The 20,889-nt window shown below is 54.9% G+C and carries 16 protein-coding genes; 7 read left to right on the top strand and 9 right to left on the bottom strand.

What is annotated here, in order from left to right; translation table 11 throughout:
• Window positions 1–46: 46 nt before the first annotated feature.
• Window positions 47–955 carry a thiamine-phosphate kinase gene (locus tag Poly59_RS08290; RefSeq protein ID WP_146533621.1) on the bottom strand — a complete coding sequence of 303 codons (909 nt, stop codon included), beginning with the start codon at window positions 953–955 and terminating at the stop codon, window positions 47–49.
• A gap of 129 nt (window positions 956–1,084) precedes the next feature.
• On the opposite strand from Poly59_RS08290, the gene Poly59_RS08295 reads away from it, so the two are divergent.
• Together Poly59_RS08295 and Poly59_RS08300 are read left to right on the top strand one after the other, a co-directional pair.
• The gene (locus Poly59_RS08295) at window positions 1,085–2,518 is read left to right on the top strand and encodes a DUF58 domain-containing protein (protein WP_146533622.1); all 1,434 of its coding nucleotides are present in this window, start codon (window positions 1,085–1,087) and stop codon (window positions 2,516–2,518) included.
• A 19-nt stretch (window positions 2,519–2,537) separates the two neighbouring features.
• On the top strand, window positions 2,538–3,032 hold the full coding sequence (locus Poly59_RS08300; RefSeq protein WP_146533623.1) for a DUF1569 domain-containing protein: 495 nt from the start codon (window positions 2,538–2,540) through the stop codon (window positions 3,030–3,032).
• Between the two features lie 26 nt (window positions 3,033–3,058).
• On the opposite strand, the gene Poly59_RS08305 is transcribed toward Poly59_RS08300, so the two are convergent.
• The 4 genes from Poly59_RS08305 to Poly59_RS08320 all read right to left on the bottom strand — a co-directional run bounded on the left by Poly59_RS08305 (window position 3,059) and on the right by Poly59_RS08320 (window position 7,752).
• A complete protein-coding gene (locus Poly59_RS08305; RefSeq protein WP_146533624.1) occupies window positions 3,059–3,520 on the bottom strand; it encodes a hypothetical protein in 462 nt (153 codons plus the stop codon).
• A gap of 255 nt (window positions 3,521–3,775) precedes the next feature.
• Window positions 3,776–6,178, bottom strand: coding sequence for a TolC family protein (locus tag Poly59_RS08310; protein ID WP_146533625.1), 2,403 nt, complete (start codon window positions 6,176–6,178; stop codon window positions 3,776–3,778).
• Window positions 6,179–6,415: 237 nt separating this feature from the next.
• Window positions 6,416–7,087, bottom strand: a complete 672-nt coding sequence (locus Poly59_RS08315; protein ID WP_186776095.1) for a hypothetical protein — start codon at window positions 7,085–7,087, stop codon at window positions 6,416–6,418.
• A gap of 104 nt (window positions 7,088–7,191) precedes the next feature.
• Window positions 7,192–7,752, bottom strand: a complete 561-nt coding sequence (locus Poly59_RS08320; protein WP_146533626.1) for a DUF4416 family protein — start codon at window positions 7,750–7,752, stop codon at window positions 7,192–7,194.
• Between the two features lie 209 nt (window positions 7,753–7,961).
• Between Poly59_RS08320 and Poly59_RS08325 the strand changes: the two genes are divergently transcribed.
• Complete coding sequence (locus tag Poly59_RS08325; RefSeq protein ID WP_146533627.1) at window positions 7,962–9,062, top strand: pyridoxal phosphate-dependent aminotransferase; 1,101 nt, start codon at window positions 7,962–7,964, stop codon at window positions 9,060–9,062.
• A gap of 28 nt (window positions 9,063–9,090) precedes the next feature.
• Window positions 9,091–9,744, top strand: coding sequence for a thioredoxin family protein (locus tag Poly59_RS08330; protein ID WP_146533628.1), 654 nt, complete (start codon window positions 9,091–9,093; stop codon window positions 9,742–9,744).
• A 77-nt stretch (window positions 9,745–9,821) separates the two neighbouring features.
• Here the strand turns inward: Poly59_RS08330 and Poly59_RS08335 are convergent, their stop codons facing one another.
• Window positions 9,822–10,319, bottom strand: coding sequence for a low molecular weight protein-tyrosine-phosphatase (locus Poly59_RS08335; RefSeq protein WP_146533629.1), 498 nt, complete (start codon window positions 10,317–10,319; stop codon window positions 9,822–9,824).
• A gap of 530 nt (window positions 10,320–10,849) precedes the next feature.
• Here Poly59_RS08335 and Poly59_RS08340 point away from each other — a divergent pair.
• Window positions 10,850–11,098: a response regulator gene (locus Poly59_RS08340; RefSeq protein WP_146533630.1), complete on the top strand. Its 249-nt coding sequence runs from the start codon at window positions 10,850–10,852 to the stop codon at window positions 11,096–11,098.
• Window positions 11,099–11,401: 303 nt separating this feature from the next.
• Here the strand turns inward: Poly59_RS08340 and Poly59_RS08350 are convergent, their stop codons facing one another.
• The 3 genes from Poly59_RS08350 to Poly59_RS08360 form a co-directional block, all read right to left on the bottom strand.
• Window positions 11,402–11,953 (bottom strand): reverse transcriptase domain-containing protein, encoded by a 552-nt coding sequence (locus tag Poly59_RS08350; protein WP_222436062.1) that lies wholly within the window; start codon window positions 11,951–11,953, stop codon window positions 11,402–11,404.
• A gap of 616 nt (window positions 11,954–12,569) precedes the next feature.
• Complete coding sequence (locus tag Poly59_RS08355; RefSeq protein WP_246151491.1) at window positions 12,570–16,013, bottom strand: type II secretion system protein GspD; 3,444 nt, start codon at window positions 16,011–16,013, stop codon at window positions 12,570–12,572.
• 341 nt (window positions 16,014–16,354) lie between these two features.
• Window positions 16,355–17,923, bottom strand: a complete 1,569-nt coding sequence (locus Poly59_RS08360) for an MraY family glycosyltransferase (protein WP_146533631.1) — start codon at window positions 17,921–17,923, stop codon at window positions 16,355–16,357.
• 432 nt (window positions 17,924–18,355) lie between these two features.
• Between Poly59_RS08360 and Poly59_RS08365 the strand changes: the two genes are divergently transcribed.
• Both Poly59_RS08365 and Poly59_RS08370 read left to right on the top strand, forming a co-directional pair.
• Window positions 18,356–19,348: a hypothetical protein gene (locus Poly59_RS08365; protein ID WP_146533632.1), complete on the top strand. Its 993-nt coding sequence runs from the start codon at window positions 18,356–18,358 to the stop codon at window positions 19,346–19,348.
• A gap of 150 nt (window positions 19,349–19,498) precedes the next feature.
• Window positions 19,499–20,857, top strand: coding sequence for a polysaccharide biosynthesis/export family protein (locus Poly59_RS08370; RefSeq protein WP_146533633.1), 1,359 nt, complete (start codon window positions 19,499–19,501; stop codon window positions 20,855–20,857).
• The last annotated feature ends 32 nt before the right edge of the window (window positions 20,858–20,889 follow it).

Genomic DNA, 20,889 nt, shown 5'->3' on the forward strand with positions numbered 1-20,889 from the left:
CTTGACGCAAGACGCCAAGCGGAATGTTGTTGTCGACTGGAATTATTCAGGATCCATGCACGTAACCCTGGGGCGACAATCGTTCGTGGCGACCGTTTTCGAGCTTCCACAAACCAGTCCGGCTGGTTGTCTTGCCGATCTGAGTGATCGCGACACCGAGATCTTCTGCCAGCACTTTGTCCGCGTCCGATTGGCTCATCGTCAAAATCAACTCGAAGTCTTCGCCGTCGCTCCAAGCATGCTGAAATGGCGTTCGGCCCGACGTTTTTGACAACTCGATGGCGTCATCGTGAATCGGAATTGAATCGATTCTCAGTTCGGTTCCGACATCACTTTTAGCCAGCAATCGATCTAAATCGAGCGACAACCCGTCGCTGATATCGATCGCCGATGTGACCGTGACTAACTGGCGCAACTGCGCCGCCAACTTCACGCGGGGCACGGGACGCAAATGCCGACCGGCAATACTGCCACCCACCGCGCCGGTGACCAAGATGGCCTCGTCGACGCCCGCACCGCTGCGCAGCCACGCGCCGCCGGCCGGAACGTGCCCAAGTAACGTCACGCTGATTGCCAACGGGCCATCATAAGTCGAAATATCTCCACCGGCGATCGCAACCTCAAACTCCGTCGCCGCTTGAAAGATGCCCTCGTAGACATCGCCAGCAATGCGAGTGGCATTCTTTTTGGGCAGCGCCAACGTCACCAGCGCCGATGTTGGCACCGCGCCCATCGCAGCGACGTCGCTAAGGTTGATTGCCATTGCCTTGTAGCCCACATCCCCCAGTGAATGGCTTTCGGACAAAAAATCGACGCCGTCAATGATCTGGTCAACACACGCAATTTGCTGACCAACGACGGGCTCGATGACAGCCGCGTCGTCACCGATCCCCACCGTGACTTGAGGAAGACTGCGGCATCGCCCGCGTAAATAGGCCAAGAATGATTGTTCCACTTCAAGAACTCGAAGGGCTTGGGAACGGTGGACAGTTGAAAACGAACGCTGGCGTTGCAACGTAAAGTGGTATGCGATCGGTTACAATCGGGCAACCAATCGATCCGCCAGAGTCTGCCCCCGTGGTCCATGAACGAATCCATTCGCCAGTCGCTTGAAACCGAGATCCAGTGGCAGAGCCAATGGCCTTGGCTGATGCTTGCGTTGCTAGCCGCTCCGCTGGTTTTTGCGGCCTGGAAACTTCGCATTTACCCGTCCCGAGGCTGGCTCGCCCTGTTGGGAGTTTCGCTGCTGGTCTGTGTGCTGACTATTTTTTTTCCCAATTTTCTGGTCATCGCAGCATTACTCGACCTAGTGCTCATTTTAGTTGCAGGCGTCGATTTCGTGCTGTTGTATGTGCTGACCAACCGGGGTATCGAAGTCCAACGTAAAATCGCCCGCACCTGTTCGCTTGGTGTTGCGATGGAAAGCGAAGTGACGATCACGAACCGATCGGGGATGGTGCTACGAGGCGAGCTTCGCGATGACCTGCCCGACCATTTCACGTCGACGCCGCCGCAGCACGAACTGGAACTCGCCCCGCTCGGAGTGATGACGGCGAAACGAAAGCTGATGCCCGGGCGACGCGGCGCGTTCCAACTCAGCAACGTCTACCTGATGTTTTCGAGCCTTTGCCGGCTTTGGAAACGGCACATGGTGTTGCCGCTTGAAAACCCTCTGAACGTGTACCCCGACATGAAACAGTTGTCGGACTACGCGATGCTTGCGCGCACCAATCGATTGAGCCTGATCGGCGTGCGCAAGACGCGGCGAATCGGACAGGACAGTGAGTTCGAACGACTACGAGATTACACTCGCGACGACAATTATCGGCACATTGATTGGCGCAGCACCGCCCGTCGCAGCAAGTTGACGGTGCGGCAATTCCAGAGTGACCAGAGTCAACGTGTCATCTTCTTGCTTGATTGTGGCCGGATGATGACGAACCAGCGTGACGGATACACGCTGCTTGACCACGCGCTCAATTCGATTTTGATGATGGCCTACGTTGCGTTGTCGCAAGGTGACGCGGTTGGAATGCTTTGCTTTTCGGACACGATCCACTCCTACATCCCGCCGGCCGGCGGCAAGAGTCAGATGAACCGCTTGATCCAAGCCGGATTTGATCAGTTCCCAAGACTGGTTGAATCACGATACGACCAAGCGTTTCTGTACTTGTCGACGCACTGCAAACGGCGATCACTCGTTGTGCTAGCGACGAACGTGATCGATGAAGTCAACGCAGGCGCAGTGGTCGACTACCTCGGGAATCTTAGCGGCCAGCATTTGCCGCTTGGTGTGCTGCTGCGTGATCGCGAGATGTTCGACGCAGCCGATTCGCCCGATGGTGATTCGTTCCAGATGTATCGAGCCGCGGCGGCAGCCGACATTCTGCTTTGGCGTCATCAGGTGCTGACAGATCTGGAACACCGCGGCGTGCTGATCGTCGACGCATTCCCCGATGAACTGACGGCGCCGCTTGTTAACCAGTACCTTGAAGTCAAAGCCAAACACCTTCTTTAATTCAAACGAACACCAAAGTATGGCCGCGCAAAGTAAACAGAAATCAAATCAACAAAAACCACGTCAACGCGAACTTAAATTCGAGTCAATCGACGAAATTGCAACCGAAGTCGAACGACTTGCCGCCATCCCAGTCGAAACAGCGGGCGAGTTTTCATACGGACAAATCCTGGAACACTTGTCACGCGTGTTGGACGTCGTCGCAGGGCAAATGCCAGGCCCGACTGTCGGACTGCCAATGCGAATGCTCGCACGCCTGATCCGCCCCATATTGCTTCGAAAAATGTCACCCGGTTTTAAGCTACCAGCTGGTGCCCAGGCCATTCTTTGGCCAGAGACTGAGGTTGATACTCAAGCTGGCCTATCACATTTTCGTGAAGCCATTGACCGGTTTCAAAACGCCGACACACTGCCACCGCATCCGTTTTTCGGGCCAATGACGCGTGCAAAACATGAACAGCTTCAATGCCGTCACTGCGAGTTACACCTGAGCCTTGTTCACCCGGCGGCCTGAACCGATCCGAAGCAATAAAACCGGTATCAAAACCCCAACGCGTTGCCATCTTCATCCAGGATTTGGGTCTTGATTTGCAAGAACCACTCGTTGCCATTTTTCTTGACTTTGGCGGTCACTTCGTACGGAGTTTCATCGGCATAACCTTCGGCCACCTCGCCCGTTTCACTTCTCAGCGACTCGCGCATCAGCCGAAGCACTGTGTCATCGATTTGCCCATACCAAGGCTTGCTTTCGTGCGCATTCAAGACGACTTCAAGAGCCTGGTACAACTCGGTATCCGACCAATCACTCGGTGGCTTGATTTGCAACTGAGCAGACTTCTTGAGCGCGTTGCCCAGTTCCCAATTCGCGGAAAATGCTTTGTCACCGAGTTGATGTTCGATTGAATAGATCGGCCCATGTTTGGCACGAATGGTGGCCTGCAATTGCGACGCAGTCTTAGTATCGATCGGGCCGACCACCGTCGGCGGTTTAGATGCGGGCATGCATCCGACCATCAGGCAAAATAGAAGAACGCCCGTAATTTTCATGCAACTCCGGTTCATCGTCGATCGCGCCTTCAAGAGAAACGTGGACTCATTCGCCGGCCATTATAGCGATTGGCACGAGTCAACGACAAAAAGCTCGAGACGCTTTTCAGCGTGCTCGAGCTTCTCGTGTACAAGGACCGTTGTTTCCGACGCGCTAGAATCGGTAGCCCTCGCAAAGCCTCCGCCCGGAGTTTTGGAGTGACCGAGTCTCTATCGAGTCGGTAGTGGTTTGCGGCGAACTGGGATCGGTGCATTGTCGAACTCGACATCACCGACATGAGTTGCTGATGACTGGGTCGCTGACTTCACAAGAGCACGTTGCTCGGCCGGTTGTTGATAACTCAACTGCATGATGTCACCAGCTTCGTTGAGCCGGTCCGGCAGTGCTTGCGGCGTAGGCAAGGGAGCCATCAAATCGCTTGGCGAGGTACCCAGATCGCCAAGCGGCAAGTCTTCTGGCATCGGAACCGGCTGAGTGAACGGCATCAAGTCGTCAGCCATCGCATTCATTCGTACCCCATCAAGGTTGCTGGCGTTGAACGACGCGTCAGGTGGCAATTGGCCGTCGTGCGTTACTCCGCTGCCGATCACTTGCGAAGCCGAAGCGGCGTCTCGCAGTGGTCCTTGGCGAACGACGTTGGGTCGGCTCACACCGTAGACCTTGTGCTTACCCGCACTTCGTTCACGTGCTCGTTCCAACGCATCCCAGTAAGCCTTCTTGTTCCAAGGCCCTTCGGCAAGGGTGATGTTGCTGTTCGCCAGCATCGTGCCCTTGAGGTAGTCGATGTAGTTGAGCGATTTGTTGTATTCACCCAACGCTTGATAGTACTTGATTTGTGCTTCGGCCTTACGTTGCTGACTTTGCAGCACGACGTTGACTTGGCTACGACCGCCGCGGAATTCAGTTTGACGGGCTTCGACTTCTGTTTCGTAAGCCTGCCATTCCTGTGCAGTGGTTTGAATTTGTTGATAGTGAGTCGCAAGTTTTGCGACCGCTTCACTCAATTGACTGACCATCAATCGTTCAGCTTCCTGCACGAATGCCATCGATTGCTTCAGACGCAACTGCGATCCACGGATGCGGGAACGTTCACGACGTCCACCGATCGCTGATGGAGTGTATTCTAAACGCACGGCTCCTTCTTGGTAGTTACCGCCGGTCAAACTGCTCAGGGCACTGCTACCCGGCAGCGGTCCAGGAATGCTCGAACGAGATCCGTAGCCAAGCTCATCGCCAACGCCTACCCAGCGGTAAAGCAGCGACAAGTTCACTTCGGGAAGAAGCTGATTCTTGGCCGACATTTGCTCGAGTTCGCGTTGCTTGACAACGGTGCGTCCCTTGCGAAGCTCGGGGCTGAGGTAAAGCATCTCAGTGGTTACTTCTTCCCAGTCAAAATTGACACGAGCCAGTGTTGGTTCTTGGATCGGGCGAATCAAGCGTCCGTCGGTGGGTGCAAGCCCCATCAACTCACGCAGTGCACGTTCGCTGCCGTAGACGCCAAGGCGGTCGTTGCCAGGCAGGTTTGAACCCGACAAAGCACCTTCCAAACGAGCGCGGAAGTTGTAGTACTGTCCTTGAGCCTGTGCCAACTCTTGCACCGTACCGGTACCGTTCTCCAAATTCAGTTCAGCAAACTTAGCGGTTGCAATGGCACTGTTACGTGCAATCACCGCCGTCGAGACATTTCGATAAGCGACGTACAAGTTCCAGTAGTTCACTTCGACGTCACGAACCAGGTTACGAACTTGAATTTCGAAGTCGGCAATCGCGACGTCTTCGTTCAAGCTAGCCAATACGACCGGGATGCGATTGATCAGCGTGCCACGGTTTCGCATCAAAGGGTGTTGAACTTGGGCTTCCAGCAGAGCCGTGTAAGTACCGGCAACCTGACGCAGACCGCCCTGGGCGACTGTCGGTGTATTGTTGCTTCCGTAAAGGGTTTGTTGGCGAAAAGTTGCGACGCCGCCCGTTGCGAAACGCTTGCTAAGTGCGTACTGCTGTGTGAAGTCGTGGGCCTTCGATTCCTGCGTCGACACGGTGCTGTTGACCGAATTGGCAGGACGATCGGTGGTGCTGTAATTCAAAAAGCCACTGGCTTGGGCATCGAATTCGGCCAATGCGTCTTCCACGCCACCGATTTGGTTAGCACGAAGCACGCCTCGTGGCAGCGTTCGGTTACCAGCACCATCAATGGTCAGTGGAATCGACTGAGTCGTCGATTGCTGAATCGCGACATCGTAGATGCTGCCAAGTTGATCGGCGGACGCACTGGTAAACTGTGCTGCGACGTTTTGACGGAACTCGGCGTTGCCGCTGGTCGTGACGAAGAATTTGGCGTTCTGCATCGCAATCGAAACGCATTCCTCGACCGTCAGATCCCAGAACTGATAGTCGTGGTTGCCAATCGATAACGGCTCAGTCGCCATCTCGGTTTCAGCCAAGCGGTCAATCTCGACGTCCGGATACTCGATCCGTGTCGCAGAATTGAGATAGTACTGCAGGTCCGGCGACTCACCCGCAAAGAACGGTTGAGTCGTCGAGCAGCCCCCAGCCATCAAGACGGCAAGAAACAACTGCAAATAAGTCGTGTATCGAATCAGCACGCGATTCATTATCTAGGCTTCCGAAATCATGCCGCCGTGAAACATGCCGACAACCTAGGTCGCGCCAAGCGACTATGGCATGTTTCCGTACGGGTCGAGTGTGGAAGCCCCCCACGATGTCTTCTCGGATGGAGAAGACCTCGCCCACCTAAGTTATCGGAGTCTGCTTAGGTAAACTTTGACGGTTCCTGACAAAATGTTGAAGAACTTTTTGTCAGGCAATCTCGGCTCGCTGTTTCGCTCGTTTTATTCGTCGAACCCTGTATCCAGCAGCGTGCTGGCATCTAGGACTTTGCTGCGTTCCATGATCTTTTCGACCGCTTCGTCGACGCTAACCGGTGCTAGCTCGGCATCGGCTGGATCATCTACAATCGGTTCTAGTTCGTCCGAATCGTCGCTCGGCTTCTTGTCCGTTACAATTTTGGCGTCATCATTGGTGTCCGAGTCGGGTTTGGGACGCGGTCCGGTGCGAAGCGCTTCGTACGGTTTTGGATAGAAGTAGTGTGACTCCAAGCGTGGACGGTCGCACTTGTAAGCGTTTTGGTGAGTCGCTGCGTGCCAAGCCATTGCTTCCTGGCTCGAAGGCGCGATCTTGTATGCGATCCAGCCACCGATATTTGTCGGTCGGTTGTAAGTGCGACGATAAGAAGCCGGCAGCCGATTCCCGATCGGTCCAATCACATCAATGCGAGGCCGAACGGGCAGGTTTTCACGATCAGGATGGTGTGCTTGGGCTGAAACCGAAAGACACGCCATCAGCGCAGTCAACAAATACAAACGCAACTTCTGTACAGCCATCATCCCGTCCCTGGTTTGCGAAACATGAATCATGTGAAACATGCAGCGGTGAAACATTGCAGGCGTGAAACCAACATCCTTGCCGACCACGTCCTCGTCCAAATCTAACCATCGACCCACCGTGGGCGCGGTTTTGAACAGGCAACCGATTATGCCGGTTGTCCCGCCGATGTGTCGAAAGTGGTTTTAGTGCTGGAGCTGGGCCGAACCGATTTCATAGCGTCTTAAACGACCCGCCGGATCTGCCCGGTTGCTTCTAAGTGCTGGCGAAGGTCGGCCCGCAATCGCAGCGCAAACGTGGCGACTTCCGTGGTTCGATAGCTTGGATACGACCAACGATGATGCACCCACCTTTTGCCGACATAGTTTAACGTGACCTCGGCAAAAATCCCGTCTCGCAAATAGATGCGGTGATCACGATCCTTGATCGTTGCCAACACCAACTTGGCCTGACTGAAATAGCCCGCATCCAAGTTGATCGGACGAGTTTCGTCGTGCCGACCGAGTGCGGCGTAATCGGACTCCCAAAGATTGGTTTGAACTTTCCAGTCTGCCAGCCCCCCCGGATCTTGGTAGTCGCCAAATGCAATCAAGGTCTTGGTCAATCCAACACCCATCGAAGCGTCGTAGAATCCGCCAGCTTCGAACGGAACCGAGTCGGACGTCGCCGTCACCGGGCCCCAATAAGGGCTGATCCGTTCGATGGCCCAGTCCATTGCATCTCTGTAACGCGTGATCACGGCACAGATACGAACGACGGGTTCAACAAGTCGAATCTGTGACACGGTAGCGGGATCTCGAGAGGATGCCAAAAGCGGAACTTCGCGGTTACAATTGTGGCTTCATTATAACCCGTCATCGCTCGCCGACACGCGGACGCCTCACCGCGGAAACTCGTGCGCTGGTGACCGCCTTGCCCCCAAGCGGCTCGCCGAATTGCCAGACGCGGGCACAGGGTTTCAACCAAATTTTCTCCAACGAATCTCGAACCCTCATGCACCCATGGATCGCCGATCGGACCGCCGCGTTTGAAAGCAGCGGAATACGTAAAGTCTTTGACCTGGCGGCAAAACTGAAAGACCCGATCAACCTGTCGATCGGCCAGCCAGATTTTGACGTCCCCGACGAGATCAAAACGGCTGCGATCGATGCCATCGAGTCCGGCAAGAACGCCTATTCACCGACTCAGGGAATCGGACCGTTGCGTGAATCGCTGCGTGCCGAAATTGCGGCAAAGTATCCTCACGAAGACCGCGATGTCTTTATCAGCAGCGGGACGAGTGGCGGTTTGATGCTGGCGATGCTGTCGATGATCAATCCCGGCGACGAAGTGATCTACTTGGATCCGTACTTCGTGATGTATCCGGCACTGCTGAAGATGTGTGGCGGCGTGCCCGTGCCCGTGGACTCATACCCTGATTTCCGGCTTGATCCAGCCAAGATCGAAGCCGCCATCACACCGCGAACCAAACTGATCCTGGTCAACAGCCCCGCAAATCCAACCGGTATAACGGCTAGCGAAGACGAATTGAAAGACGTCGCTCGGATTGCGGCTGATCACAACATTGCGTTGCTATCCGACGAAATCTACAGCCGGTTCTTCTATGACGGCGAGTTTGTGTCGCCCGCATCGTTCAACGACCAAACCATCGTGATCGATGGCTTTAGCAAGAGCCACGCCATGACGGGCTGGCGAGTCGGCTACGTCCACGGTCCCTCGGAAATCATCAACACGATGTTGAAGGTCCAACAGTACTCGTTCGTCTGCTCGCCCCAACCGGCCCAGTGGGGAGCACTGCGTGCGATGGAAGTCAACTTGGACGGCCACATTGCCGATTACCATCGCAAACGCGACTTGATTTATGATGGATTGTCGGACAAATATGAAATCGCCAAACCAGGCGGAGCGTTCTATGTGTTTCCGAAATCGCCAATCGCAAGCGGTGCTCAGTTCGTCGAGCGCGCCATCGAAAAAGGATTGCTGATCATTCCCGGCAACATCTTCAGCAAACATGACACTCACTTCCGAATCAGCTTCGCCGCTTCGGACGAAACCCTGCATCGAGGCATCGAAGTGCTCCGATCGTTGGCTTAGTAATCGCACCAAAGAGCAAGGTCCAAACATGCGTCTTGTTACCCTGATGGCGTTTGCGTTCATCGCAGGAACGGCTCTCGCGCCAGCCGGCGAATTCAACAGCCTCATCAACATTGGTGATCCCGCGCCGCAGTGGGACAAACTGATCGGCGTTGATGACAAGCTGCATTCATCCAGCGAAACGAACGATTACCGCGCCGTGGTGGTGGCTTTCACTTGCAACAGTTGCCCCTATGCCGGTGACGCTGAAGACAGACTTGTTTGGCTACACGAAAACTATTCGGCGCGAGACGTCGCAATCGTTGCGATCAATGTCAACACGATCGACGAAGACTCGCTGGAAGCAATGAAGCAGAAAGCGATCGCCAAGTCGTTCGAGTTCACGTATCTGTACGACGAGACGCAGCAGATCGCGAAGCGATTCGGAGCAAAGTACACGCCCGAATTTTTTGTGCTTGGTAAAGCAGATGATGATGGCAAACGAAACGTCGTTTACATGGGCTCGATGGACGACAGCCCCGACGGAAAAAACGTGACGAAGCCCTACGTTGCCTCCGCGATCGACGCAGTGCTGGCTGGTAAGTCACCCGAAATCACCGAAACAGTCCCCATCGGCTGCCAGATTCGCTTCAAGCGTGAACGACGGACGCGTAAACCAAAGCAACTTGCCCCCGTAAAATAGACGCGACCTCACGGACATCGCGCTGATGCGTGTCCGAAGACCTAATGGTCCTAGTTCGAGTTCGGCAAACTTAGCAGTCATTCATCGTCAAAGTCGCCAGCAAAGATGTCTTCGCCGGTCAGCGTTTGCAGGATGATAGGACAGCCTTCTTCGAGCATATCCAGCACCGTCGTGAAGCCTTCTGCTTCGCCATAGTACGGATCCGGCACGTCCGTTGGCCAATCCTCGTCGTCCAGATAGTCGCTAAACATCCGAATGTGCGGTTTGATCCCTCCCGCCAACGATTGCATGATCGCATGGTTTTCAGTGTCCATCGCCAAAACAAGATCGAAGCGACTGGGATCCAAATCGTCGGCCGTCAATTGCCGACCCCGGCTCAACAATTCATAGCCTCGCGCTTCTGCAGCCGCTCGCATTCGGGCGTCAGCCGGCTCGCCAACGTGATAGCCATGGGTCCCGGCCGAGTCGACTTCGACGTCAGCTCCGAACTCGCTAGCAAATCGCTGCATCACCGCCTCGCCTGCTGGCGATCGACAAATGTTCCCCATGCAAACAAACAGAACTCGCTTCTTCATTTTTCCCTCACACCGCGACCCTTGTCGCCCTCAAAAGTGTCCTACGAACGACCCTGAAACGGATTCAAAACCTCGATTGCTCGCCCAATGCGCATTCCCACTGATCAGGAGTCGATAATCCTATGCGATTGGGACCGTATTACCACCAGAGACTCAACGATGAAGGCTGGCGGATGCAAGTCAGCACGTAGCACTAAAGCGAGGTGAATCGGCCTCAAAACTATTTGGGGAGTACCCTCAAGACGTCACCCACCGAAAAATCTTGCTTATCCAATCAGAAGTCCCCTCATTCGCAAACTTTTCGCGATTAACACTCAAAAGCGACACCGAATACGGTTATGATGCACAAATCCCCTTCAGCGGGGGACACTAGTCACCATTTCAAGCGTAATTCCTGCCTATCCCGAACCCCCACGGACCGGTTTGCGTCACGGCAGCGTGATTTAAGCTTGCCTTAAGCGACAACAAGGGATAGCATTCCGCCTTATGGATTGCTTGTTTGCTTATCCACCTCACTAACGGAGTTTGTGATGCCCATCCGATTCACTCAGTCATGCCCGACCTGCGGTCGCCGTGTCCAGATCCGTGCTTCGTTGATTGGCTACACCGTCGCGTGCCAGCACTGCAACGCAGAATTTGTTGCCGAAGCGAGCATCGACGATGGAAGTGGCACCACCGATTCGCCCATCGGCGTTGAAAAGATTGCCGTGGATCCATTGATGGCTCGAGTCGAAGAAGCGCTCCAGCGTGCTGCGAAAGAACGGACTGCGGTCAACTAACGTCTCGCGGCCAGCAGCGGACACAAATGCGGTAGAGTCGCAGATTGCAGGAACTGAAATGCGTTCCGCATTGGCGTCGATCGCGGCGCTCCGTACCAGCTGAGAACCAATCGGGATAGGGGGGAGCCCTCGCGGGCTCCCTCCTCCCACACCACCGGGCATACGGGTCCGTACCACGGCGGTTCGGCTGGTTAAACGTTCTTGGCAGGTTGTTCCAGAAGCAGCGGGACGCCCAGTTCCACCAACACCCTGCCGGGCAAGGCGAAGTTCAGGGCTGGAGATCGGCTGTTGTGCCAGTTGCCTTTACGGCTGCCAGCGGTCTGCGCAGCAAGATCCTTGCCGACGCCCAGCGTCGTGAGCACTGCGATTCGGACGGAAGCCGAAACGGTTGTCCGAAAACGTTTCGTCCCACTGCGGTGAAAGCACCAGGAGAATCGCCTGCTGGACCACGCGGTCCACCGCCGTTGGAATGCCAAGCTTGCGCACTCCACCGTCGGGTTTGGGAATCTCCACTCGTTTCACTGGTTGGGGCCGGTACGTTCCCGAAAGAAGCTCGTTGGTGATCCGGCCGGCGTGTCGCTCGAAATACTTTTCGAGTTCCTTCACCGTCATGCCGTCCACACCGGGAGCGCCACCATTGGCAATGACTCTCGCCATCGCACATTCAAAGTTAAGCGGATCGCAGATGCGTTCCATCAACTTGTCATTACTTGTCGGGCTTTCAGTACTCAAGTCCGCCGCGATCGGCACGGTCCCTTCAACGGGGCCATCGGGAACTTCATCCCTACCCTCCGCCGCGAAGGTCAGCAGCAATTGTTGTTGCTGCGTTGTTGTTTTCTGCCGTTTGCCGTTCATGAGTTCTCGGACTTACTTGCCGCTCCGTTTACCCGGTTCATCACTGGGGACCGTTCGGGCCTTCGACGGGACTACGGTTCGGTTTATCTGTGGGAACGCAAGCGTTCCACGCTCCAGCTTTCGCTTTGGAGTGCCTTAAGACCCTCGCCGGTCTGCATCCGTCTACTACGCCCTCTGCTGACTTCTGACGCGCGATCACGGCTTCTTGCGAAGTCGTCAGTCCGGCCCGTAGCCCCCGTAACAATCGACTCGGGGCTATTCCAACCAGACACACGTCAGACCTCCCAGGTTAAGTTTCTCGACTTTCACCACGCACCCGCCGGATTTACAGAGCAGACCTTTGATGGATGGAGGACTTCGTCACTGTCGTGCGGACTCGTCCCATCTGCCATGCCTCTTATCCGATTCCTGTTCGTCGAGTCGTGGTTTTGCTACACGCTTCCTTCAGACCCCGCCTCGCGACGGATGCCCTTGCGCTTCGCTAGTCCTTCACCTCCATCAAGTTGGACAGGGGACTCGCACCCCGAGTTGAGAAACATGCCTGGCAAACACGAAAAAAGGCTCCGCTTTCGCGGAGCCTTTCTCATTTCTTCACCGATCGTTTTCCGATGGGCGTCTACTGTTGGCTTGGATCGAATCCGGTTTGAGCCAGCTCTTCTTCTTCCTGGATGATGATCCGTGGTGTCACCATCAACATCAGGCTTTGAGCTGTACGGCTTGTCGCCGTGTTGCGGAACAAGCGACTGACATACGGGATCTTGCTCAAGATCGGGGTGCCCCGTTCTTGGCGAGCTTCCGACATTCGCTTGATACCACCCAACAGGATCGTACCACCATCGGGAACACTGACCGTCGTGCTGACAGACGTGAACGCGAAGGTTGGCAACTGAACCGTCGTACCTTCGATGACATCAGTTTCATCAGTCGTGTCATTCGAATCATTGTCGTCGACGACGCCGTCACCGTTGGTGTCGCCGCTCTCTGTCCGACTGCTTCGACGAGTACTTCGGCTGCCTTCATAGGTGAACGTGTTGACGTCACCAATCTGGCTAAAGAACGGCACTAACGTCAGGCGAACGAATCGCTTGTCGTCACTCACCAAACCTTGCACGTTCAACTGAGTGCCTTCATTCAGGACCACAATGACCGGTTGTTGAGCGACCGCAAAGTCACCGACGACTGGCGTGATGCTAGTCACAAATGGTCGCTGCGTCAGGTCGCTGATACTTGCGAATTGTCCGTCGAACAACGTTACCTTCGGAGCCTGCATAACATTGGTCCGCGAATCGGACTGAATCGCTTGCAGGAAGAAGAAGGCTTCGATGTCACTTAGGATCGCAAAACCAAGCGTCGACGGGTTGGCAACGCCTGTGCTACCGAATGTTGGAACGATACCACCCGAACCATTGTTCAACTTGATATCCAGGTCCGGTTGAATGGCCGAACCATCCCAACCAACGGTCACACTTGGGCCGCTGTCATCATCCGGAATCTGCTTGGTGTTGTCATCAAAGCTAAGGTTGAAATCGACACCGATTTGTTCTGCAAACGTATCGGAGAGCGTGATAAAGCGAACTTCGATGGTGATCTGCAAGTTCTGCAAACGGCGTAGCGATTCAAGCAAATCAGCGATTTGGTCGTGAACGTCGCTTGTCGTACTGATAACGAGGCTCAAGTTTTGAGCGTACTCACGCATCGTGCTCGGCCCGCCTAGCGTGTCCCATGTATCAGGAACCACGGTGGTCTGGATCAACTCGATCAAGTTGTCGAAGTTGGCGAATGACGCACCGCCAGCCCCGCCGCCACCGGGTGGATTCCCCATGCCGAAGCCGCCTTGCGACCCCATCGAGTTGTATTGGCCAAGCACATTTGAGCCGCTCATACTCATGGGCGACATTTTCTGTGCCATACCAGTCCCCAAGTCAGTCATCGAAACTGGAACCACTTGGACATCAGTCCGAGGGTTTGACATTTGGTAGGCGTTGCGAAGTGCACCGGCCAAACCGTCGTCATAGCTTGATGTGAAGTTTGGAATCGGTGTGACCAAGTCCGTCACTCGGTAGGTAACCGGGTAGACCTTGCTTCGCTTGGCTTCTTTGCTGGTGATGTTCAGAACATCGTTTTCGATCACATGCGTCAGTTCCATCTTGTCCAAGATGATATTGAGCGCGCTATTGAGCGAAATGCTGTTGGGCAATTGCAATGTGACTGGCGATTCTGGCGTGACTCGCACGACACCGAGCGCCCGTTCGTCGATGACGATTGGGACACCGGTGACAGCCATCAAGTCGTCCAGCACTTCACCGAGAGGACGATCGCGATACTTGATGTTGACCTGAGTCGACAACTTATCCTTGATCGCGTTTTCGGTGGCACTTAGACGAGGATCACCATCACCACGGCCCCGCAATCGGCTGCGAGACAGATTAGACCAGTCCTCAGCGTTCGGAAGCGTCATTGGCCGGTTGGGATCGGGAGCAATCGCAGCCCGTTCAACCGCCAACATGGAGTCAAGGAACCCAGTTGCCTTGTCATCTTGAATTTCTTGCCCCATGCGGATCCGAGTTCCCACGCGGCTCCGCTGCAACATGCTGATCGAGATCGGATCTTCTGGCTTCAGCTCTTGGACCTGCTTGGCCAAAACCTCAGCTTCTTCGAAACGACTTTCCTTGATCAAACCATTGAACTCTTCGACCAAGTTGGAAATTTCGTGGTCGATGCGGGATTCACGAGCATCCTCTTGTTCCATCTGCATACGGACCGCATCGTTTTGAAGATCCAAATCGATCTTCGCACGGTTTGCCGTGATGTATTTGTTCTGCTCTGCAATCGCTCGGCCAACCATCACGGCTAGCGAACGCTTGGCAGTGTCATCGATGTCGGAATCATCAACTCGGCGACGCAGTCGTTCAAGCTGATCAAGCGCATCAAGCGGCGCCGCAGTTTTGTCCTGCTCGGTCTTCGCCAGTTCGGCCGTGACTTCGCGGTAAAGGCGACGCGTCTTTTCTTGGCTCTCAAGCTGTGCCTTGCTGATTGGCGAAAGCTCGCCATTTTCCGAGCCAGCAGTTTGCGAAGGCGCACCCAATCGAGTTGGTTGCAACAACGTCAGCTTGTCTTTGAGCAGTTGGCGTTGATTGAGGTCCAAGTCTGCTTCGTACTTCCACGCTTCGCGGAACTTCACGAGTGCGGCTGACTTATCACCCGACGTCAGCGCTTTCATGCCTTCGTCAAACAACTTACTTGCGGTCGCATTGCGGCTATTGACGGCGGGCGCCATTGCAAGTGGTTCGATGTTTTGCACCTGCTGAACGCCCGACCCACCAGCTTCGGCGGCATACAGCATCTGCGAAACTGGGTTCGCTTGGTTCTGGGCCAGAGCTGGTTGCACCAGCGATGGATCGCCGAGTGGCATCGTGCCAGACACCTGAGCCACACCACTACGACGACCGGCCGATTCAGCGTCAAGTACGAGTTGCCAAACACGAGGTTCGCCAGGCGCAAAGTCCTTTTCGGGGACCTTCATCGATTCGGCTTTCCTGGCCACAGCCAGCGCCGTGGTCACGTCGCCACGGTCGAGCGCGGCGCGGCCAATTGCGACTAAACGCAACGCTTCTTGTTTTGGATCAGACAGCGCTGATGCAGCCGAGAAGCCTTCCATTGGGATCGCATCAGCGATCTCGGGCATCCTCGCTACGGGCGGTCTAGGCGGCATCGTCAGCAGTGCTGAATCGATTCCGATATTTTCGAGTTGTCCTCGCACCGCTTGCAGATCACCTGCAAGTTGCGGAAACTTGGACTGAATGGCCCAAACAGCTCGAAAGGATTCAACCGCCGTTTGATAGTCCTGGCCAGCGATGGCCTGCCGGACTTCGGCGATTTTCTGTTGACCAGCAGCAAGCGTCGATGGAGACGTGCTAGCGGCCTGCGTGGCGCCGTCGGTTGGGACGGGCAGCGCGAATTGGGCTGACGCATCGACGTGGGGCAGCATGCACATAGCGGCAAGCAAGGCCAGACGGCGGTGAGATCGGCGACGATTGGATTTAGGTACGAGGCGGTTCAACGCGACACTCCTTCTTCGCGGTGAGACTTCAATAAGTGGGACAGATTCACAAACCGAGGTGTCGCCTAGATGACTGAACCTGAGTTGTTGTCCGCTCCCGTCCGATGTTGGCCAAGACTTATCACTTCTCTGACTCTTCTGCTGCTGACACATCGCGACAACAAGATCTTAAGCGACACACTTCCATGGCGTCGCAGGGGATTTTGGGCGCGTCGGCAGCGTTCAAAGCCTTGGCTGTCAGTGGGAATAGCCACTGCCGGGATGGGCTGTCAAGGCTGATACAGGGCAAAGCCAAAAAAATTGGCCAGACGGCATGACACCGTCGATTTGGGGCCCGAAAACTACGCGTTGTGCAGCGCAGATTCGGCTGATTCCTCGACCCTTGCAACCGAAACGGGCATCGAAACAGCCGGCACCGTTGGCTTGCGAATGCTTTCAAGGCGACCAACGATTCGATCGATTTCTGGTGTCAGATCGATCAATTGATCGCTTAATTCAGCAATTTTTTGGTACGACCGTGCGTCTTTAGCAAGTGCCACCACTTCCAGCCGACCAATTTGCACGGGCTGGCTGTCGTTTCCCAGACGGTGAGTGAACAATGGCAGTGAAACATTTAGCTGATAAGCTTTTTCAGGCAGCCGGACACTTTGCCAATTGGCGTGATATCCCTCGTGCAGCCACGCCAGGTTCAGATCGATTTTTACTCGAGCCAAATCGTGACTTTTGGCGAATTCAACGAGTGGTTCCCAAACCGTTTCCCACTGACCGAGTCCCTGAAGAGGAACTCGTCTTTGCTGTTTGAGTGTTTGACAGTTAGCCGAATTCATGGTGAACGAGTGCGCGAAGTTAGTGGCTCGTCCATACAGCAATCGAGCCTCGGCGTGTCCGAACGTTCGAGTGTAAATGCACAACACCAAAACCATCGCCACACCGACTCCCGCGAGCCATGGCATATTTAGATACAGCGACAGAACTGACATGACGGTCGTGACGGAGCAAAGCCCAGCGACAACCAACAACATCTTTCGGTTACCAAATTTCAGCTGCAACAGGTGATGCAGATGACCACGGTCAGTCACGTAGATGCTTCGGCCGGTCAACCAACGACGCAGAATCGCTGCACTGGAATCGAACAGTGGAATCGCCAAAATCGCGATCGGTGCGGAGGCCAAAACAGCCGACTCCTTCAAGCTGCACCAGATCGCTAGCACGCCCAGGAACAGCCCAATCATCATGCTGCCTGCATCACCAAGATAGATGCTTGCCGGTGGTCGATTGAACTTCAAAAAACCAATCAGCGATCCGGCCAGGGAAAACGCCAGAACAACACTTAGTGTCGAACCGAAGTGCAAAGCAGAGAACCCCATTCCGATGCAGATGATCGTCCCCGCCGTCGTCGCCATCCCGTCAGCACCGTCGATCAGGTTGAGTGCATTGACTGCGATCAATAACCACAACATGGTGATGGGAAACGCCAGCAGGCCGAGATCAATCTCTAGACCAAACACACCGATCGACTTGATGACCGAACCGCTGCCAACCAATCCGGCAATGATCAAGCACTGCAGCAATAGTTTTTGACGTCCGCGAAGCCCCCAAGCATCATCGACCAAACCAACAACGAGCATTGCCCCAGCTGCGCCAAAGAGTAGGTACCACCGGTAATGGACATCCCCCAGTGTGCTGCCAAAGAATTGGCGGTCAATGACGATTGTCGAAGCAAAAGCAATCGCCAGAGAAACATAAACGGCAACACCGCCGCCTAACGCGATCGCGTTGATTTGCAGTTTTCGAGTCTGATCCGGGCGATCAACCATCCCGGTCGATCTTGCCACCTTACGCACAACCGGCACAAGAATGAGTGCCGTCACCGTGGCGATGATTAGTGAGATAGCGATCAGAGGGGCCATAAAAGTCTGCCGACGCGGAAAAGAAAAGGGGTCGAGTGAAAAGCGACGATCGCTAGCAGAACACCAAATGGTCGGTTTGGTGAGTCTAGGTAAAGTATCTGTTCTTGCCGTTTGAGACCTGTTTCGACATGGCTGCCATTATAGAGCCAGACTGGGCAGACAAAACTAGTGAACGACCAAATACCGCAAGAATTCACACGGCGGTTCGTGTTATTCCGAGTGCATACGATTCTTCGGGGGTGGCAGCCTGGCCTGACAGTCACGATCGATATTGCCGGATTGTTCGGCACAGATCGGATTTCCGGTGTTTTTGTTTAAACCCGCAGGGGGATTGAGGCGATAGAAAGTCCAGGGCGACGTGTCTAACCGATACGACCCGCTCTACCTGAATGATTGACATACCGAATGCCGTTGTAGCCAAGGGGGGCCGACATGGCGATTCGTTCCATTGGTGCGAAAGCACTTCAACAGAACAAATCAGACTGGGCCGAAGAGGCCAAGTTGAATACCGTCGCGACAAAATCGCTGGGACCTGCTTCCGTTGGTACCACTGCGATCAAAAAGAGCACCCCGGCGTCACCTGCGATTCGCAAAATGCGACGCTTGGTGGTTGCTGGTTGCCTCGGCTTGATTGTAGTTGGCTCGACCGGATGCACGATGACGGCAGGCCTCGGCCGGTCGTTGACTCAATCCGATTGCATCGACGACTTCATGATTGGCTATCGCAACAAAGCGTTAGCCGAGAAAGCATGGCACTGTCGCAAGGACCAGTTCCGCAGCCAGTGCAATGGACGCGAATTCAAAGACGGGTTCATCAAGGGTTACATGGAAGTCGCCGAAGGCGGCCACGCATGCACCCCGGCGATCGCTCCGTCAGAATATTGGGGTTGGCGTTATCAATCGTCCAACGGCCAAGGCGCCGTCAACGCTTGGTTCCAAGGGTTCCCACAAGGGGCTCGTGCAGCCGAGGAAGATGGTGTCGGCCACTGGCGTCAGGTTCAAGTGTCCTCGGCACCTCCAGCAGCTATGCAGCCTGCTCAACCAATGATGTACTCGAACTCGCCAACGCCCCAGCCGGCAGGAGCCAATCCGTTCTATCAAGAACTGGACGATAGCTCCGCACCGACCGAGTCGGACGAGATCGATATCGACTCGATTGATTCAGATGCTATCGAGACAGACGTCATCGACGCTTTGGATCGGTTGGACAGTGTCTACAGCAGCCCTAGCGATACGTTCCCGTTCGCCGAAGTTGACAGCGACTCTTCGTCGTACATCGGCCAGCCTCAAGAACGCACGGCGATGGTTGATCGCTCGACCGTGATCAGTGATACCGAAGACATCAATATCGATGAAGTCTTTGGACCATCGTCAGACACGATCAACATTAGTGACGACACCGCGTTGCCGTTCAGCTTTGACTGATCAGTACCGCAGCGAGCAAAGAACCGTGACGCAAAGAACGACTCTTTGCGTCCAAAAGACCAAGGCGTCGCCTGGGTCCTACGTGAAAGTCGGTGGCGGTGCCACGGACTTCAGCCATTCAAAATCGAGCCCTAGCAAGAGAGTTCAGGGATGAGAACAAAACTTCCAGCCGTCGAGCGGACACGGCGTTTGATCCGCTCCGCAACGACTGCCGTTGCCACCAGCATGGTTGTCACGGCGCTTACTGGGTGCTCGGCTTTGACGCAGCCGATCAACGGCGTGCCGGCCGATCGACTGCCTCCGCAATTCTTTGCCGAGCCCAAGAACGACTTGGTGCCCGTCGACATTGCGTTGCTGTCGATCGAGCCACCTCGAGACTACCAAATCTCCGGTGGTGATATCTTGGGTGTTTACGTTGAAGGCGTTTTGCCTTTCAACCCACCCAACCAACCACCGGAACCACCGCCGGTGAACTTCCCCGATGCGGAAAGCACTTTGCCACCATCGATCGGTTACCCGATTGCTGTGCAAGACGACGGTACGTTGTCCTTGCCGCTGATCGAACCGCTCGACGTCGAAGGCCTGACGCTCGAACAAGTTCGCGATGCAATCCGCGACAAGTACATTGACGAAGACATCTTGCGTCCTGAAAAGGCTCGCCCGATTGTCACGATCATCAAAGAACGAACCTACGACATTATCGTGGTTCGCGAGGACGGTGGTGGTCAGCAAAACGGTGGACTGAACACTCAGAATCTGTCGTCACAGTATCTAACTGGCGGTAGCGACCGAAGTGCATCGGGTGGTTTGGTCAAGCTTCCGGCTTACAAGAACGACATCCTTCACGCCTTGGTTGAAACTGGTGGATTGCCAGGTTTGAACGCCAAGAACGAAGTGAAGGTCTTGCGAGCCAACCGTGCCGACCAACGCAAACGAGCCCAATTCATGCAGCAGTGGCACGCACAGCAACAAGCGATTCGGCTTGACCCTTGTGCTTGCCCACCGAAACTGCCCGAAGACGACTCGATCCTGCGTATTCCGCTGCGACTGAAGCCGGGAATTGTTCCCAACATTGACGAAAAAGATGTGGTGCTTGAAGACGGCGACATCGTTTACATCGAATCGCGTGAAACAGAAGTTTACTACACCGGCGGCTTGCTCAATGGTGGTCAATTCCCGCTTCCACGTGACTATGACTTGGACGTGCTAGGTGCCATCGCGGTTGCTGGATCAAGCATTGGTGGTACGGCTCAACAGTTCGGGCAGTCGATTGGACGGGGTGCCCAGGGTGTGCCACCAACCATGTTGTACATTCTTCGCAAAGACGGATGCGGTGGACAAGTCGCAATCGAAGTCGACTTGTCGACAGCGATCAACGATCCAAGAAGCCGGCCGCTGGTTCAAGCGGGCGACACTTTGATCCTGCAGTACAAGTGCGAAGAGGAAGCGATCAACTTTGGTCTCTCAACGTTCTTCACCTTCGGTATCGCCGAACTGTTGAGAAACTAGTTAGAATCGCTCTGCGAATGAGAATCTTGAGC

Source organism: Rubripirellula reticaptiva (assembly GCF_007860175.1).
In the GTDB taxonomy this organism is placed as follows: Bacteria; Planctomycetota; Planctomycetia; order Pirellulales; family Pirellulaceae; genus Rubripirellula; species Rubripirellula reticaptiva.